The 16,246-nt window shown below is 69.2% G+C and carries 16 protein-coding genes; 5 read left to right on the forward strand and 11 right to left on the reverse strand.

Annotation, left to right across the window (positions count from 1 at the left end; all coding sequences use genetic code 11):
• Positions 1-4: 4 nt before the first annotated feature.
• The 7 genes from ABD944_RS07875 to ABD944_RS07905 all read right to left on the reverse strand — a co-directional run bounded on the left by ABD944_RS07875 (position 5) and on the right by ABD944_RS07905 (position 6,677).
• Positions 5-532 (reverse strand): hypothetical protein, encoded by a 528-nt coding sequence (locus ABD944_RS07875; protein WP_345173854.1) that lies wholly within the window; start codon positions 530-532, stop codon positions 5-7.
• Entirely contained in the window at positions 529-975 is a 447-nt protein-coding gene (locus ABD944_RS07880) for a hypothetical protein (RefSeq protein ID WP_345173857.1), read from the reverse strand. The genes ABD944_RS07875 and ABD944_RS07880 overlap by 4 nt, the downstream gene beginning before the upstream one ends.
• A gap of 40 nt (positions 976-1,015) precedes the next feature.
• Positions 1,016-1,795 carry a hypothetical protein gene (locus ABD944_RS07885; protein ID WP_345173859.1) on the reverse strand — a complete coding sequence of 260 codons (780 nt, stop codon included), beginning with the start codon at positions 1,793-1,795 and terminating at the stop codon, positions 1,016-1,018.
• Positions 1,796-1,823: 28 nt separating this feature from the next.
• On the reverse strand, positions 1,824-2,258 hold the full coding sequence (locus ABD944_RS07890) for a hypothetical protein (RefSeq protein WP_345173862.1): 435 nt from the start codon (positions 2,256-2,258) through the stop codon (positions 1,824-1,826).
• A gap of 31 nt (positions 2,259-2,289) precedes the next feature.
• The gene (locus tag ABD944_RS07895; protein ID WP_345173864.1) at positions 2,290-3,846 is read right to left on the reverse strand and encodes a phenylacetate--CoA ligase family protein; all 1,557 of its coding nucleotides are present in this window, start codon (positions 3,844-3,846) and stop codon (positions 2,290-2,292) included.
• Between the two features lie 30 nt (positions 3,847-3,876).
• On the reverse strand, positions 3,877-5,406 hold the full coding sequence (locus ABD944_RS07900; protein ID WP_345173866.1) for a pyridoxal phosphate-dependent decarboxylase family protein: 1,530 nt from the start codon (positions 5,404-5,406) through the stop codon (positions 3,877-3,879).
• A 665-nt stretch (positions 5,407-6,071) separates the two neighbouring features.
• Positions 6,072-6,677: an ABATE domain-containing protein gene (locus ABD944_RS07905; RefSeq protein WP_345173868.1), complete on the reverse strand. Its 606-nt coding sequence runs from the start codon at positions 6,675-6,677 to the stop codon at positions 6,072-6,074.
• An 85-nt stretch (positions 6,678-6,762) separates the two neighbouring features.
• Here ABD944_RS07905 and ABD944_RS07910 point away from each other — a divergent pair, with 85 nt between their 5' ends.
• Positions 6,763-7,527, forward strand: coding sequence for an MBL fold metallo-hydrolase (locus tag ABD944_RS07910; protein WP_345173870.1), 765 nt, complete (start codon positions 6,763-6,765; stop codon positions 7,525-7,527).
• 170 nt (positions 7,528-7,697) lie between these two features.
• Here ABD944_RS07910 and ABD944_RS07915 read toward each other — a convergent pair whose 3' ends face one another.
• Entirely contained in the window at positions 7,698-9,134 is a 1,437-nt protein-coding gene (locus ABD944_RS07915) for an MFS transporter (RefSeq protein ID WP_345173873.1), read from the reverse strand.
• A 90-nt stretch (positions 9,135-9,224) separates the two neighbouring features.
• Here ABD944_RS07915 and ABD944_RS07920 point away from each other — a divergent pair, with 90 nt between their 5' ends.
• Positions 9,225-9,800, forward strand: coding sequence for a TetR/AcrR family transcriptional regulator (locus ABD944_RS07920; RefSeq protein WP_345173876.1), 576 nt, complete (start codon positions 9,225-9,227; stop codon positions 9,798-9,800).
• Between the two features lie 73 nt (positions 9,801-9,873).
• Here ABD944_RS07920 and ABD944_RS07925 read toward each other — a convergent pair whose 3' ends face one another.
• Together ABD944_RS07925 and ABD944_RS07930 are read right to left on the reverse strand one after the other, a co-directional pair.
• Positions 9,874-10,905, reverse strand: a complete 1,032-nt coding sequence (locus ABD944_RS07925) for a hypothetical protein (protein ID WP_345173879.1) — start codon at positions 10,903-10,905, stop codon at positions 9,874-9,876.
• A gap of 120 nt (positions 10,906-11,025) precedes the next feature.
• Complete coding sequence (locus ABD944_RS07930) at positions 11,026-12,567, reverse strand: serine/threonine-protein kinase (protein WP_345173882.1); 1,542 nt, start codon at positions 12,565-12,567, stop codon at positions 11,026-11,028.
• A 437-nt stretch (positions 12,568-13,004) separates the two neighbouring features.
• Here ABD944_RS07930 and ABD944_RS07935 point away from each other — a divergent pair, with 437 nt between their 5' ends.
• The 3 genes from ABD944_RS07935 (at position 13,005) to ABD944_RS07945 (ending at position 15,568) form a co-directional block, all read left to right on the forward strand.
• The gene (locus ABD944_RS07935) at positions 13,005-13,556 is read left to right on the forward strand and encodes an AAA family ATPase (RefSeq protein ID WP_345173885.1); all 552 of its coding nucleotides are present in this window, start codon (positions 13,005-13,007) and stop codon (positions 13,554-13,556) included.
• Positions 13,557-13,715: 159 nt separating this feature from the next.
• Positions 13,716-14,684 (forward strand): MerR family transcriptional regulator, encoded by a 969-nt coding sequence (locus tag ABD944_RS07940; protein WP_345173887.1) that lies wholly within the window; start codon positions 13,716-13,718, stop codon positions 14,682-14,684.
• A gap of 371 nt (positions 14,685-15,055) precedes the next feature.
• A complete protein-coding gene (locus ABD944_RS07945) occupies positions 15,056-15,568 on the forward strand; it encodes a hypothetical protein (RefSeq protein WP_345173889.1) in 513 nt (170 codons plus the stop codon).
• 233 nt (positions 15,569-15,801) lie between these two features.
• Here ABD944_RS07945 and ABD944_RS07950 read toward each other — a convergent pair whose 3' ends face one another.
• The gene (locus ABD944_RS07950) at positions 15,802-16,221 is read right to left on the reverse strand and encodes a GNAT family N-acetyltransferase (protein ID WP_345173891.1); all 420 of its coding nucleotides are present in this window, start codon (positions 16,219-16,221) and stop codon (positions 15,802-15,804) included.
• Between the last annotated feature and the right edge of the window lie 25 nt (positions 16,222-16,246).

The following is a 16,246-nucleotide window of genomic DNA, read 5'->3' on the forward strand; positions in this document are numbered from 1 at the left end:
CCCGTCACACCTTGAGGACTCGGATCGACGGGTGGTTCCTGGTGTTCAGGTAGAGCTTCTCCTTCGTGCCGTCCTGCTCCAGTTCGAGGACCAGGCGGTAGCGGTACAGCCCCGGCCGGGCGGTGCTGAGGACGGCCCCCGCCCAGTAGTAGTAGATCGGTGTGTAGGGCGAGCGCATCAGGTCCGGCATCCCGTAGATCTTCAGCTCGGTCATGACGCGACGTTCGGCGACGTCCTCCTCGTCGCCCCGCTCGGTGTCCAGGAACACCAGGTTGTTGATCTTCGGCATCGGCGGCCATGTGCCGTCGGGGCGCTTGTGCATCTCGATCGGGCGGATGATCCAGTTGATCACCTGCCCTTGCTTGCAGATCGTCTCGAGGTGGTCGGTGCCCTGCCCGACCCCGCCGACGCTGTTGTCCATCATGTAGAGCGCGTCGTCGAGGGAGCCGGTCCGGGCGGCGCGCTCCATGTTCACCAGGGTGACGACGTTGAGCTGGACGGAGTTGAGCTGACCGCGGGCCTCGGTGGTCATCGGTGCCCCCTTCCGGTGGCACTCTGGCCGACCAGGGCCGGCGTCGATATGGCGTACGGCTCCGTGACGGTGCCGAGCCGGAACTTCAGCCGGTACGAGACGGGCTCGGCGACATGCCGCTTCACCGTCGCGGTCCAGTAGGTGATGTCGGTGTTGGGGTAGACCTTCCGCTCGGGCGCGCAGAACTTCTCGTCGATCACGATGCCGTCGAGGGCGGCGTAGGTCTCGCACTCCAGGACGACGACGTTCCAGATGATCCGGTCGCCGGAGCGCACCCGGGTGCGCAGGTCCACCGTGCCGAAGCCGGTCGACCCCTCGGCCTTGTTGGTGTCGTACAGGTACAGGTTCCCCTCCAGGGTTCCGGAGGCGAGGGCCGCGACCGGGTCGATCACCGCCGTGATCGACACGGGCCGGGACTCGGGTGGTCTGGCCTTGCTGGGCATCGGCTTCTCCGTTCGGTGCGGGACTCGGGGGGACGCGGGCTCAGGGCATCGGCAGCGCGCCGAGGCCCGCCCCGGTGAAGGCGTTGCGCTTGGGATCGCTGATGACCTTGATGGCGGAGTCGCAGGTGAAGTCGACCGGCTCCCAGGACGGCTCGTCGTTGCGCCAGACCAGCTCGTGCAACTGGATGTGCATCGTGTAGCGGTACGTCCCGGGACGGGCCGTGTCGACCGAGGCCGCCCAGTACCAGCCGTCCGACACCATGTCCGGCGAGCCGTACTGGGCGGGATACATGACCTTCTCGTCCACGGCCTGGCCGGTGATGTCGGTGATCACGGGGTTGGGGTGGTTGTAGGCCTGTCCCTCGCCGGTGACGACGTTCCCGGTGACGTCCAGGACCTTGCCGACGGCCGGGGCGCGGCCCCCGCGCGGCCTGCGGGCGCGGGCGCCCACGCGGCGACGCAGGCCCTCCAGTTCCGCCGCCGTGTCGACGGACGGGTCCCCGGCCCGGTCGGCGACGCCCGCGATCTCCTCCAGCGCCTCCTGGTCGGTGGCCTGCGCCCGGTCGGCGTGGTAGCTGCGGGGGACGGTCGGGGGGATGGAGCCGAGACTGGCGGGCAGCCAGTTCAGCACCTGCTCGGTGGCCTGGGACCCGTCCGCCCAGTACGTGCCGGGGCAGATGGTCACCAGGTCCGGGGTGCCCTGTCCGGTCGAGCCGAGGAAGGCCATGTTGTCGAAGAGGTAGACGTTGCCGGTGAGCGTTCCGGCCTGGAGCGCGTTGGCGATGTCGACGAGGACGATGATCCCTTGCTGCTGCGCCATGGATGCGCCTTTCGGGTCGCTGGTGGGGTCACGCGCACATCAGCGCGGGCGAGTCGAGATGCAGGACGCTGTGGCGGCCCTCGTGCATCTGCACTTCCAGCCGGTAGTGGTAAGGGACGCCGCGGGTGAGGTGGGCCGGGACGACGCCCTCCCACACCTTCAGGTCGAGGTTCTCGTGGCCGCCGGACGGCGCCTCCCAGACCGGTGCCCGCTCCGGGGCGGCTCCGCCGGGGGGCAGGAAGGTGATGGCGGAGATCTCGGCGGTCGTCTGGACGTCGATCGCGATCGCGGTCCACTGGACGACCTGCCCGGGCACGACGATCGTGCACAGGTCGACGGTGCCCTGGCCGTGGCTTTCGAAGTCTCCGTCGTCCACCAGGGAGAGGTTGCCGTTGTGCAGCGTCCCGTCCGAGAGGGCTCCGACGGCGTCCACGAGCACGACGATGTTGACGTGGGGTTTCACTGGCACTCCTGTTCTGGTCGGTCGCCGTCCCTCAGCCCCGGTCGCGGACGAGGGGAACCTTGCCGACGGCCGTCCGTTCGATCTCGGGCGAGGACCGGGGCACGAACGCGAGCTGGAAGCGGTACCCGGTCCGCTCGACCGCCTCCGGGGTGGCCTCCCGGTCGTTGAACAGCGACAGGGAGCGGAGAAGCGCACCGACGAAGACCTGGTGGACGCCGGCCGGGCCGAGCGCGGCCGACAGCGCGCAGGTGTGGCCGTCGGCGTCGTCGACCGCGGCGAGCAGCGTGATGGTCCTGTGCTCGCGGTTGTTCACGAACTGGATCTCGTGGGCGGCGGCGTCCAGGTCCATGCCGGTCGTCTCGCGCAGCCGGTCGCGGAGCGCGGCGTAGGCGATCGCCGCCGAGTACTGGCTGTCGTTGATGTGCAGCACGTCGGCGGTGCGGCCGGCGAACTCGAACCGGCCGGTCTTCAGGCCGGGCCCGTCGAGGGCGGGGCGGCGGATCATCCGGTCGCCGAGCTTGAGCCGCAGCAGCGGCGCCTCGTGCGCGTGCAGCCGGGTGACGACGAGCTCGCCCTCCTCGCCCTCGGCGACCGCGCGGCCCTGGTCGTCGACGACCTCCACCAGGTGCAGGCCGGGCACCGCGGCCAGCCAGGGCGAGTCGTCGCTCAGCTGGAGACCGACGGTCTCGGCCTGGGTGGCGGCGAAGTAGCTGAGGATCGCGACGTTCGGGAAGACCGCGCGCAGCTCGGCGCGCTTGCGGTGCGGCAGCACGCCGCTGCCGTACAGCGCGACGCGGAAGCTCTCCCGCGCCTGGGGGCTCAGTCCGGCGCCGAGGTCGCTGAGGATCGCGATGCCCGCCGAGATGCCCATCATGGCCTTGGGCCCGGGGTAGGAGAACATGTGCTCCAGCACGGGACCCGTGACGGGACCGGCTCCGATGTAGTTGACGCCCGGGACCTGCTGCAGGACGCCGCCGACCATGGTCCCGCTGCTCCACATCTGGTAGTCGGCGAGGTTCGTGAACAGCCATTTGGGGTCGCCGCCGGCCAGGTGGTCGCGGAGCTGGTAGGTGCCCATGAAGGCGCCGGCGATGCGGTAGGTGTCGTGCAGCTCCCGCAGCGAGTAGACGATCTCCAGTGGCAGCCCGTCGCTGGTGCCGCCGCTGGCCACCACCTCGAACCCGCCGTGCGCGAGCGGCACCACCATTCCGGCGCGGGCGCCCGTGAACATGTCGCGTTGGACGGTCTTGTCGGACAGCGGCACCCGTTCCCATTCTTCGAAGGTGGCGGGCGGACCGGTGATGCCGGAGGCCGTCAGCCGCTCCCGCCACAGCGGGTTGAGCAGCGCCGTATTGATCATCTGGCCGAGGCGGCGCAGGACCAGAGCGTCCTGGACATCGTGCGGAGTCTCGGCGTAGGGGACGCCGCAGAGCCGCTCGCACTCGCGCAACTTGCTCGCGAAGGAGGGCAGCGCCGGGACGGCGTCCACCGACCACGGCCGCATCTCCTCCTCGGGGATCAGCCGCGCGGCCAGTTCCGGGCCGTCCACGGGTGACCGGCCGACCGGCGTGAGAATCGTCGAGGTCATGTCGCGCTCCTGTTCGTCACGGGGGGTTCGTCATTCGGGGAGATCACCACGGAGCAGCCGCTCACCGGTGCTCCTGATCTCGGCGAGGAGCATTCGGAAATGCTCCGCGCTGATCTCGTGGTTCATGAAGACGATGCGCAGTGCCGCGGTTCCCTGCACGTCCACCTTGGAGATGAAGAACCGTCCGGCGAGCCTTACCTGTTTCCTGATTCGCAGTTGCAGGCGGTGGACACGGTCGGCGGCGACGCCTTCCGGCCGGTAACGGAAACAGAGAATGTTGGCTTCCGGCTCGTGCAGCACCTCGAAATCGGGTTCGTCGAGCAGGATGCGGTGCGCCTCGTGCGCCGTCCGGCACAACTGCTCGATCTTCTCGGCGAAGAGGGCGCGCCCGTACACCGCCCACAGCGCCCACAACGGCATGATCATCGGCCGTTTCGTGCACTCGAGGTTCTTGTCGCCGCTGTCGAACGCGCAGTGCGCGTCGGGCTCCTCGTCGAGGACGTAGCTGGCGGCGCGGCGGCCGAACGCCTCGGGGGCGTCCCCCGCGTCGCGGTAGAACAGCATGGTGCAGGGCGCGGGGACGAACATCAGTTTGTGCGCGTCCCAGGTCAGCGAGTCGGCCTTCTCGATACCGCGCAGTTTGTGCCGCAGCACGTCCGACACCAGCAGGCTCGCGCCGTGCGCCCCGTCGACATGCAGCCAGATACGGCCTTCGGCGGCGATACCGGCCAGTTCATCGATCGGGTCGAAGGCGCCGAGCGCGGTGGTGCCCGCGGACGCCACCAGGCAGAAGACCTCCAGGCCCCGGCGCTCGGCGGCGGCGAGCACCGCGGGCACCCGGCGCACGGCGATGCGTCCTCGCGCGTCCACCGGCAGCCGGACGATCCGTTTCTCGCCGATGCCGAGGACGCCGGCCGCGCGGGTCACGCTGTAGTGCACCTCTTCGCTGACCGCGATGGCGGGCAGGCCGCGACCGCCATGCTCGCCGGACGCCCAGATGCCGGGATAGGCGCGGTTCCTGGCGGCCAGCAGCGCGGTGAGATTGGCCAGCGACCCCCCGGACGTCGTGACCATCGCGAAGGAGCCCGGGTCCCAACCGATGAACCGGTTGAGCTCCTCGGCCATGATCCGTTCGGCCGTGATCGGCAGCTGCCCCGCCTCGTAGTAGGACGAGGGCTGGTTGACGACCGAGCCGACGAAGTCGATGACGCCGGCCAGCGGGACGGTGCCGGAGAACTGCCGTCCCATGTAGCCGGGCGAGTGCACCTGGATGCCGGTGCGGAGATAGAGGTCGACGATCGCCGCCAGCCGTTTCTCGTCGAAGGCGGCGATGCCCTCGCGCTCGACGGTCATCAACGCCCGCGCCGCCTGCGCCAGGACGTCCGGATCCGCGAGGTCCAGGCCCCGGACGGACCGGTCCGCCAGATGCGATTCCAGGCGCGCGGCGACCGCTTCGGAATTTCTCCGAAAGAGGACCGGATCAAATGCGGCGAATAACGAGTCCCCTGGCGCCGCCCGTCGCGAGATAGACGGCGAGCATTCTTCCGACACGTCGGCCACGCCTAGCCTTTCATTTCTCTGACTGCTCCGAAAACTCACCCGACCCGGGCGAGTTTAGGCAGGATCCAACAAAACCAACAAGGGCATGTACTGCTAACCATCGGGACACCGCATGCTATGACCACTCAGAAACGCAATTAAATCCAGTTGACGACTTTTGTCTAATATCAAGCCATTTTTGGCTTATCGTCGAACCGCATACGCGCCCAGGCCCGACAAAAGCGCCACTCGCCGGCGGGTCAGCCGACGTGCGCGGACCTGCACGGTCGCCCCCACCGGGGGGGCGCGCAAAAACCCCTCTCAGGGGCTGGACCGGCACTGAGTTCACCGACCCGCCGCAGATCGGTGGAGGCATTACGAAGCGCGTGCACAGTGTCAGGCGCGCATTGCTGGCGGATGCCGCGAGCACTGAGCCCGCCCTAAGAACGCACGCCAGGAAGCTGATCAAAGGTGCCGAAGGCGTCCCGCCCTCGAGTCCCGTGGCCGGGCGGCGCTATGACGTGGTCGAGGGTTGGATCAGCTGCGGGGGCCTGAGCGTGCAGAGCCGCCGGGGTGACAGCGCGGGTGTTGCCGGAGTTGCGCTTCGCCACTACCGACGGCACCGGGACGGCAGGTGCATTCGCGTGACGCCGGGCATCGTTCCGAGACCTTTTTCGGGCAGGCCGCTAGGTAGATGAAGGCCGACGCCGTCGGGCGTAGGCCCGTGCCGCCCGGACCCGATCTCCGCAGCGCACTGAGCACCAGAGACGGGCTCCATGGGTGCGCACGAGGAACCGAGAGCAGGGTTCGGCAGCGCACGCAGCAAGTTTGGGCACATCTGAACCCGTGAGAAGGTCGGCGGCGTCGGCGGCCAATTCGGCGAGAATGTGGTCGGTGGCCTGGTCCAGCGGATGGAGCCGGCGCCGATACAAGCCCTGTTCGGAACTCCAGGCCAGCAATTGCGCGCGCGGCACCGCGGTCAAAGCGTCGTTGACCACGGTCAATGCATGCTGAGGCGCGGGCTCCTTCTGCGTCAGAGCAGTGAGCAACTCGCGGATGCTGTGCCGCAACGTGCGCAGGCGCGCCGTGCAGGGGTCACCGAGCGCCAGCCCGGAATCGATCAGATCACGCTCGACGAGCCAGGCCGTCGCGAGCTCCCGATCACCGATCATGTCGGTCGTGCCGGCGGGGGTGACCAGCCAGGTATTCGCCAGTGCCAGCGCCGGACGTCCGTCATCGCCCGGAGCAGGGGGCAGGAGGTGTCGTGAGGCCGCAGCGTCCGTTGGACTCATCTTCTCATGTTAACTGCTTGGTTCTTCCGTGACGTCATGCTAGCGTCCTCACGGAGAAATCCATCAAATAACGTGAGGAGTGTTCATGTCAGATTCTCGCGCCGGCGCCGCCCGCGTTCGGGTCTTCGGCGGGCCCACCGCTCTCATCGAGATCGGCGGGCTGCGCATCCTGACCGATCCCACGTTCGACGAGCCGGGCGACTACGAGGTGGGCCCCGGCATGTTCCTCAGCAAGACGGCATCAGCCGCCGTCCAGGCGAGCGAGATCGGTCACCTGGACGCCGTACTGCTCTCGCACGACGAGCACCCCGACAACCTCGATCACGCCGGACGGGCCCTGCTGCCGAACGTTCCCGTGGTCTACACCACCGAGAGCGGCGCGCGGCGCCTCGGCGGCAACGCGCTCGGCCTGGCGCCGTGGGACGCTCACGAACTCCCCCGCCCCGACGGCGGCCGGCTCACCGTCACCGGCGTCCCGGCGCGCCACGGGCCCGAGGGCTGCGAACCCGTCACCGGCGACGTGATCGGTTTCGTGCTCTCCGCACCCGATCTTCCCAGCGTCTACGTCAGCGGCGACAACGCCGCGCTGGAACTCGTCCAGGAGATCGCCGACCGGCTGGGCCCCGTGGACACCGCGGTGATCTTCGCGGGCGCCGTCCGCACGCCTCTCCTCGACCAAGCCCTGCTCACACTGAACAGCGAGCAGGCAGCCACCGCAGCCGCGATGCTCGGTGCGCGGCGGATCGTCCCAGCGCACGTCGACAGCTGGTCCCACTTCACCGAAGGCCCCGACGACATCCTGGCCGCATTCGCCGCCGCGGGCCTGGCCGAGCGCCTCTACCTCGACTGAGCAGGGGGCACAGCCCTCCGTTCCGAGATGTGGGCTTTCCGGTGTTCCCAATACGCCCGACAACAGCGTGGAACTCGGCAAGGGCCTCGACATTCGCACGCCAGGCCGCATGAGCGGCGCTTCGCCGGTCCGCTCCGCGCCCACATCACCAACGGTCAGCTTCTGCTGTGTCAGCGGCTCATGGTGTCTTCAGCAACGCGCAAGGTCGGGCTCGTCGGCCGTGACGGCTGCGTGCTCCTGGTCAGCCAAAGGCCCGTGAACACGGCTGTGGCCAAAGTGACGACGCCGGCCACCACGAAGGCGCTGTTGAGTCCGTCCTCGAAGGAGGCGCCACCGGATTCCCGGGTGCGGACGACGGCTCCGAGCACCGCCACGCCGAGGACCGCGCCGATCTGCCGGGTGGTGCTGCTGACGCCCGACGCCAGACCGCCCTCCTGCGGACTGACCGACTGGATGGCGGCGCCGGTCAGCGGGGACATGGTCAGGGCGAACCCGATACCGACGACGGCCAGCCGCCACCACACGCTCGCGTAGCCGGTGTCGGCGTGCACGAAACCTACGGCCAGCAGTCCCAGCCCGGCCAGGATCAGGCCGAGGGTGACCATGATCCGGAAGCCGTACCGGGCGGCGAACCGGCCCGCGAACGGGCTGATGACGACCATCGCGAGCGTGGCGGGCAGGGTCTGCACCCCGGCTCGCAGGATCGAGCTGCCCTGGACGTAGACGAAGAACTGGGAGAAGAAGAACGACGAGCCCATGAGCGCGAAACCGACCACGATCATCGCCGTGTTGGAGACCGTGAACAGCCGTTGCCGGAAGAGGCGCAATGGCAGCATCGGCGCCGATACCCGTCCTTCGACGACCACGAAGACGGCGAGGATCACGGCCGCGGCGGCGAAGCTGCTCAGGATCACAGGCGAGGTCCAGCCACGGGCGCCGCCCTCGATCAGCCCGTAGGTGAGCGCCCCCACGCCCAGGACGGATAGGACCGTTCCCGGGACGTCGATCGAGGGCGCGTTCGGATTGCGGGACTCGTCCAGCACGCGCAGCCCTGCGACCAGCAGGACCGCGCCGACGGGCACGTTGACGAGGAAGATGGCGGGCCAGCCGAAGGCCTCCACCAGAACGCCACCGGCCAGTGGTCCGGCGGCCAGACCGATTCCGCTGAATCCGGCCCACAGCCCGATCGCCCTGACCCGCTCCTGCGGAACCGGATACGCGGCGGCGAGCAGGGTCAGCGAGGCGGGGCTAAGCGCCGCGGCCCCGATGCCCTGCAGAACCCGCCCGACGACCAGCCAGCCGAGTGAGGGCGCCGCGGAGCACACGACGGACGCGGCGGTGAACACCACGACGCCGGCCAGGTACATCCTCTTGCGGCCGAAGCGGTCGGCGAAGACGCCGCCGGACAGCAACAGCATGGCGACCAGCAGCACATAGGCGTCGACGATCCATTGCAGCCCGGTCAACTCGATGTGCAGCCGCTGCTGCATGTCGGGCAGCGCCGCCCCGACGATCGTGTTGTCGAGCAGCACCATGAACTGCCCCAGGCAGGTCACCGTGAGCAACGCCGCCCTGTTCGGCACGGCCACCGGCGGTGCAGACTTCATCGTTCCTCCTAAAGCAGCTCTTAACTGCTTTAGGAGAGAGTAGACGGCAGGCGTCGTTAACGCAACCACGAGCTGCGCTAAGGTGAGGGCATGGAAGAGCGACGACCGGTCCGGCGGCCCGGCGGGCGCAGCGCCCGTGTCCGGGCGGCGGTGCACCAGGCCGTGACGGACCTGGTCGGCGAGCGCGGCTACGGCGAGTTCACGGTCGGCGACGTCGCGGCCCGCGCGGGCGTGGCCGATACCAGCATCTACCGCCGGTGGGGCACCCTGGAAGCCCTGCTCACCGACGTGGTGCTCACGCGCCTGAACGCGCAGTCGCCGATGCCCGACACCGGAAGTCTGGCCGGTGACCTGCACGCCTACGCGAGTCAGGTGGCGCGCGAGATCACGGGACCCGACGGTCTGGCGGTGCTGCGCCTGACCGTCGCCCTGTCGAACAGGGGCGAACAGGGTTTGCGGGCGCGCGACGACTTTCTCGCCGAACGCACCCGGTTCATGCAGGCCATGCTCGACCGCGCCGGAGAACGGGGCGAGAATCCACCCGACGTGCTGGGCGTGCTCGACCACATCATGGCCCCGATGTACATCCGCGTCCTGTTCGGCGCGGGCCCGCTCACCCCGGACTACATCGCCGGGCTGGTCGACCGATTGCTGGCGCAGCCCTGATCTACGCGGATCACCACCACAAAGAGCCCAGGCGGGTGAGTGTCGGGGACCGCGGGGCGGCACGCATCAGGACCTACCGGTCCTCCTCCTCGCCGCCGCGCATGTGACGCCACTGCTCGACGACCTCCCGCGCACCGCGTGCCAGCTCGGCGTAGTGCGCCGGGCATACCCACAGTTCGCGGGCCGAGAGCTCGACGGGCACCGGAGTGGCCGGGTAGTCCTCGGGCGCGTACAGATGCACCACCGCCTTGTACCGGGAGTCCACGTGCGTGGTCGCGGACCAGGGGTGCTGGGGGTGCTCGCACGAGGCGTCCGGGTCGATGGTGTCCAGGGCCGCGACCAGTTCGCGGGTGTAGGAGGGAGGCAGACCTTCGTAGGTCTGGGCGATGCCCATCCACAGGGACAGGAACAGGCCGATCCGTTCCTCGTCGCGCACCTGCCCGGCCAGCCAGCGGCGGGCGGACCACAGTGCGACGGGGCCGGTGTTGTCCTCCCAGGAACGCCGGATGGCCTCCTGCAGGGCGACGATGTCGATCCCGCCGCCGTCCCGGAGGAACCGCGCGTCGAGGTGGGAGACGTCCACACTGCCGAAGAGCTCCTCGTGGGCCTCGCGCATGCGGACGGTGGCCCCGTCGGCGAGGCCGGCGAGGAACGCCTCGCAGTCGAACGCCGCCAGCTCCTCGCCCTCCAGCCCGTACTCCTCGGCGAACACGGCACGGCCGGCCTCGGACAGCATGCTCACCCCGGCCTCGACGCCGTACTCGTCGTCCACGTCCGTGGGGTGGGCTCCGTCCGGGCAGGTGCAGGACGCCGGGTCGAGCGTGGCCCGCACCCCTTTCAGGGCCTGCGTGTACGACGCGAAGAGGGACTTGCTGAAGACGCGTGCGGCGACATACCAGCACGTGGTGTGGAGCAGGATTGTGTACCCGGTCCGTTCCCGGCGCCCCTGCGGAGTGCCGATGCGGGCGAGCGCGTCCGCCGCGTCGTCGGCGAGCAGACCAAGGGTCGCCGACGGACTCCCGTGGGGGTAGTCGCTGACGATCCCGCAGAGGTCGGAGATCAGTTCTTTGTGGTCGTCGGACAGGGCGGGGGTCACTTCAGTCACGTCAGTAATCGACGACGCAGTGGACCGGCCGGTTCCCCACGGCGTCGTGGTGGGGGACGTAGTCGGCCCGGGCCTCAGGTGTCTGGGCGATACGGGGGTATCCGGTCTGGGCGGCGGAGGTCAGTCGGCCGCCACGGGGAGCAGGGAGTAGAGGGTCAGGCCCTGGTAGTCGTCTCCGCCTGACACCTCGAAGTTGCCCTGGAAGACGAACTCGCCGTGCACGAAATTGAGCCCTCTCCAGGGGCGCTCGTCATTGCCGATGTTCACGTGGTAGGCGGTGCAACGTCCGATTTCGGGCTTCTCGTTCTCGGGAAGGCCGCCCTCGCAGGTGGACCAGACCTGGAAGATGACGTTGTCGTGTTCGGCGCCGCTCGTGTCGATGGCGGCGCCCTTCCCGTCGGTGATCTTTAGGTCCATGTTGAGGCCGACCTTGAGCCGCACCTTGCGGCCGATGTTGTTCTTCAGGAACGAGCCGAAGCCGGAGCGGCCCTCGCTCAGATCGGAGACCGACCCCTCGAACGACGGCCGGGAGGCGGCCGTCACCGTCGCGCCGGCGGCGGGGCGGCCGGTGGGCGGCCGGTCACTGTTGTCGCCGTCCCCGCTGTCGAGGTAGCGGAAAGCGACCGCTGATCCCAGGACCAGGACGGCGGCCGCGGCACCGGCGATGACGCCTGTGCGGCGTAGCCTTCTCGTTCTCCCGTGGCCGTGCGGTACCAGCCCCTGCCGCACCGCTGTTGCCACGTCCGCCGGAACTGGCTGCGCTGCCAGCGCGGTGATGTGCTGGTACGCGGAGTCACTGGCGAACCCATCCTGCAGGCCGTGGGGAGCGACGGGGCGGTCGCCGGTATCGGCTTTGACCGTTCGCGCAGGTGCCCCGCATGCCGCGGCCAGTTCTTGTGCGGTTGGACGATCAGCGGGGTCCTTGGCCATTGCCGCCGCCAGCGGTGCCGCCAGCTCGGCGGGCAGCCCGGCCAGGTCGGGTTCGTCGTTGATGGTGCGCAGCAGCACCGCCTCGACCGGACCTGACCCGAAAGGCGGACGGCCCGTGGCGGCGTAGGCGATCGTCACCCCGAGGGAGAACACATCGGCGGGCGGCCCGAACGCCTGCTCGCGCAGCACTTCGGGCGCGACATAGCCGGGGGTGCCGTTCCAGCCCCCGGTGCGGGTGATCTGCGTCTGGTCCTCGCCCCGCGCGATCCCGAAGTCGATCAGTTTGGGGGCGTCCGGGGCCAGCACCACATTGGAGGGTTTGACGTCGCGGTGCTCCACCCCCTGGGCGTGCACCTCGGCCAGCCCCGTGGCCACCGCGGCCAGCAGCCGCACACAGGTGCCGACGGGAGGCGGGCCGTACCGCTGCACGGCCTGGCGCAGCGTCGGGCCGGGCACGTACTCGGTGGCCAGCCAGAACGGCTCCTCGATCAGGCCAGAGGCGACCATCGCCGCCGCGTACCGGCTGCGCACCCGCGCCACGGTCTGCGCCTCCCGCCGGAACCGCGCCAGCACCTGCGGATCGTCCAACCCCTCGCGCACGACCTTCAACGCGATGTGGCGGCCCCCTCCGGCCAGCGCCAGGTAGACCAGCCCCATCCCGCCCTCGCCCAACCGGCCGAGCAGCGGATAGCCGCCGATCGCGGCCGGATCAACCGGACGCAGTGGCTGCACGGTGCACCCCCGCCCACAACAAGATCATGGCGCGCATGATCGCAGTCCCGTCGGCCACGTGTCATTCCGGTTTCTCGAACCGGCGATCGAAGCGCGCGGAGGACTGGAACACCTGGCGGCCATGGCACGGGACGTCTGACGGCAAGCACCCGCACGCGTGGCCACGGCGGCTATTAGTAGGGTCGTCCCTCGGTGGCCGGTCGCTGTGGCCACTGCGGGACCGGCGTAGGAAGCCGCGCGCCCGCCAGAAGAGCATCGCAGCGGAGGCGGCGACGAAGACGAATGCTGGCTGTTCACGGTTCATCTCCGCACAGGATCCGCCACCATGGCAGCCGGATTGCCCGGCGAGGAGCGACTGCCCAGCGGAGTGCCCGTCGACTCTCGACACGAGGCCCTCGACCGCGCAGGAGCCTTCACCTCGCACCCCTCTCGCACCGGTGATCCGGGTGCCGGCAGGACTCGTCGTCCTCGTCGGCCCACCAGCCTCGGGCAAGACCAGCTTCGTCCAGGCCCTGATCGCGCGCCGGCAGATCGACGCGGAGGCCGTGGTGTCCAGCGACGAGATCCGCGCGGAGCTTTTCGGCGGCTCACCTGCGGAAGCGGGATCCGACGCGGCGGACGCAGCGATCTTCGAGGAACGTGACCGCAGGATCGTCGCCAGGCTCGCCACGGGCCGCACCGCGGTCGCCGAGTCGACGAACGTCACGCCGCGGGCACGCGCGCGACTCATCGCCATGGCCAGGCGTTTCGACGCACCGGTGACCATGCTGCGGTTCGATCCGGACGTCACCGAACTCCTGCAGCAGTACACCGAGCGCGGCCGCACGGATCTCACCGCCGCGCAGATCCGCGCCTACGCCGCCGTCATGGCCCGGGATGCCGGGGCTGGCCAGCTCCGCTCCGAAGGCGCGGCCACCGTCCACGATGTTCCCGGACGTCGCCAAGGGAGCACGCCCGTTCAAGCCGCCGCACTCTTTTCCTTCGCCTGACCCCGGCCACAGGACGCAGGCTTCTCGGATCTCCTAATCCCCTGCCAGTCGGATAGGCGGTGCGGCAAAGAGCGAGACCCACGCCTCTGGGCGGCAAGCGTGGGTTGCAGCCGACGGTTCCACTAACTCTTCGCGGTCCTTCCTGGGTAGGGGATGAGCATGGACGACCTGACACCCGGGGAGGCCGGTCCCCGAATAGGCGGGCTGGGGGTGGCGGAGGTGGCGCGTCGGCTGGGCGTGGCGCCTTCCACGCTGCGCGTCTGGGATCGCCAGTACGGCGTGGGCCCGACGGGCGGCGGCCCTGGCAGGCATCACCGCTATACCCAGGCCGACGTCGCCCGGCTGGAGACCATGCAGCAGATGATCTCCGCAGGAGCGCCTCCGGCGGAGGCCGCTGAGGCGGTCCTGCACACGCCGCACGGGCAGGACCAGGGGCCGAGCCACAGTGCCGCCGACAGCCACAAAGAGCTTGAGATCTCTGCCGCCGAGCATGCCGAATCGCAGGTCACGCGGATCAGGAACCTCGCGGATGCGGCGATGGCGCTGGACGAGCTTGTGATGACCGGCATCCTGGAATCGGCTCTGCGACACGAGGGCGTCACTGCGACATGGGAGCAGGTGATCGTACCGCTGCTCGTCGACCTCGGACGCAAGCATGCGGCCACTGGCGAGTACGTGGAAGTGGAGCATCTACTGTCGGCCGTGGTATCGCGCTGTCTACTTGCGGTGACGTCGCCTCAGACGCAGTTTCCAGCCGGGCGGATTCGTAGTCCCGTGGTGCTGGCATGCGCCCCAGAAGAGGAGCACGCCCTGCCGGTCCTCGTGCTGGCCGCCGCCTTGGCCGAGATCGGCGCGGCGAGACTCATGCTGGGTGCGCGAGTGCCGGCATCGGCCCTGGCAGCCGCGGTAGCCCGTACCGGGGCGCACACGGTGTTCGTGTGGTCGCAGACCTCCGAGACCGGTGACCCGTCCTGGCTCACAGACCTGCGCACCACGCATCCTGCGCTCCAGGTGGTGGTGGGAGGCCCGGGCTGGGACCGTGACCGTCTCCCACCCGAGGTGCCCTTCACATCATCGGTGTCCGCGGCACTCGGGGCGTTGCTTGCAGCAGGCACCACTGACCGCTGAAGGCCCACCCACTGATCCAGCGTTCATAACGCGAGTCCGCGTCACTTACGAGCGACGCAGCCCACTTCACCGCGCTTTCGGGATTGCCTACGCCATATCTCCCGGGCAGTACCGTCCCCAAGTCCTCGATGAAGGCGAAAGAGCGCATTGAGTCAGAATGCCTCTTCAATGGGCGGCTGGAGCGGATCGCGCTGGCGCGTACTTCTGGTCGGCCGCCACTGCACGCGGTGCCGGACTGAGGTCCCCGCTCTCCGGTTTCAGGGCCCTAAGGCCCTGAAACGCGAACGAGTCGGCTCGCTAACTTCGCTGATTGTCAACGACGGGACTGAATCGCTCAGTAGATGTGCCCGTCCCCCAGAAAGGGTTCAGCCATGAAACGGAAGAACGCACTCGTCGCGGCGGGCGCCCTGGGCGTCGCCCTGGCCGGCGGAGCGGTGGTCTCCGGCCTCACCATCGAGTCGACGTCATCGCCGAAGCCCGCGGCGCGCGTCGCGGACACGGGGTCGGTCGCGGCCGCCGGAGGCCAGGCCGCCGCGACAACGATCAAGAAGACGGACTACGGCCCCTGGAGCGGCCACTTCGCCAACCAGAGTCTGCAGTGCCGCACCTACGCCAGCGCCGGTACCGTCGGAGGCCGCGTCTGGCACTACGGCAAGATCGAGTGCAACAAGAAGACCGCGATCATCGACGTGGTGTCCGGCGTGAACCCGGGCAAGCCGGCCATCGCCCAGCATCTGTGCCGGGACGTCCAGTCCTGCTCGGTCAAGGGGTGGGTGAACAACCCCTCCGGCAACCAGAACTGGTCCGTCACCACCACGGGAAGCGTCGGAGTCCTCCTGTTCAGCGGCGAACGGCTCTCCGCCCACGTCGCCTTCCGCGCCTGACCCCGCTGGCACATGGCCTGAATGACAGGTCAGGGCAGGCCCCTTCTCTTCGGCACTGAGAGCCGAACCTCCGTCGAGACACCGGCACGCGCGGGGCGGCACATGTTCGCCACCCCGCGCGTTGCCAGATGAGGCGACGTGCAGCGCAACAGCACTGTCGCACCGCCCTCATACTGGGCACCGTCCGCGCCCACCAACTGCGGTTTCGCGCCGACCCGGCAAGAGCCGGCTGGCTACAGCAGGAGAGCCATCGCGTACTCGTCGCGCGGAATCCCATCCACGATCACTGCGTGCTTGCGTACGCCCTCGATCGTGAACCCCAGCCGCTGGTACAGCCGGTGCGCCGGGTTCTCGACGGCGACGTTCAACTGCAGCCGGGTCAGGCCCCGTTCGGGGGCTTCGTGATTGATGAGCGTGTGCAGCAGGCCCGTCCCGATTCCTTGTCCTCGGTGTGAGGGCAGCACTCCGAGCATGAGATGCCCGCAGTGCGCGACCCGCTGGAACCGCCCGACAGCAACGCGCAGCGTGCCAAGCAGCGGGTTACGGCCGGCCACGACCTCGAACGACCGGTCCTCCATGGGGGCGGCTCTCTCGCCGGGTTCCGCGAGCATGTACTCGGCGTCACTCTCGACCTTCCGCCACAGCTCCGCCACGGCTGACCGCTCCGTGGCGTCCGCG

Origin of the sequence: Actinomadura verrucosospora, from assembly GCF_039540335.1 — a bacterium.
Classification (GTDB): domain Bacteria; phylum Actinomycetota; class Actinomycetes; order Streptosporangiales; family Streptosporangiaceae; genus Spirillospora; species Spirillospora verrucosospora.

What these genes read in the sequence shown, in the direction of transcription:
- ABD944_RS07875 (WP_345173854.1), bottom strand. Translation starts at nt 532, where the DNA reads ATGACCACCGAGGCCCGCGGTCAGCTCAACTCCGTCCAGCTCAACGTC.
- ABD944_RS07880 (WP_345173857.1), bottom strand. Translation starts at nt 975, where the DNA reads ATGCCCAGCAAGGCCAGACCACCCGAGTCCCGGCCCGTGTCGATCACG.
- ABD944_RS07885 (WP_345173859.1), bottom strand. Translation starts at nt 1,795, where the DNA reads ATGGCGCAGCAGCAAGGGATCATCGTCCTCGTCGACATCGCCAACGCG.
- ABD944_RS07895 (WP_345173864.1), bottom strand. Translation starts at nt 3,846, where the DNA reads ATGACCTCGACGATTCTCACGCCGGTCGGCCGGTCACCCGTGGACGGC.
- ABD944_RS07905 (WP_345173868.1), bottom strand. Translation starts at nt 6,677, where the DNA reads ATGAGTCCAACGGACGCTGCGGCCTCACGACACCTCCTGCCCCCTGCT.
- ABD944_RS07910 (WP_345173870.1), top strand. Translation starts at nt 6,763, where the DNA reads ATGTCAGATTCTCGCGCCGGCGCCGCCCGCGTTCGGGTCTTCGGCGGG.
- ABD944_RS07915 (WP_345173873.1), bottom strand. Translation starts at nt 9,134, where the DNA reads ATGAAGTCTGCACCGCCGGTGGCCGTGCCGAACAGGGCGGCGTTGCTC.
- ABD944_RS07920 (WP_345173876.1), top strand. Translation starts at nt 9,225, where the DNA reads ATGGAAGAGCGACGACCGGTCCGGCGGCCCGGCGGGCGCAGCGCCCGT.
- ABD944_RS07940 (WP_345173887.1), top strand. Translation starts at nt 13,716, where the DNA reads ATGGACGACCTGACACCCGGGGAGGCCGGTCCCCGAATAGGCGGGCTG.
- ABD944_RS07945 (WP_345173889.1), top strand. Translation starts at nt 15,056, where the DNA reads ATGAAACGGAAGAACGCACTCGTCGCGGCGGGCGCCCTGGGCGTCGCC.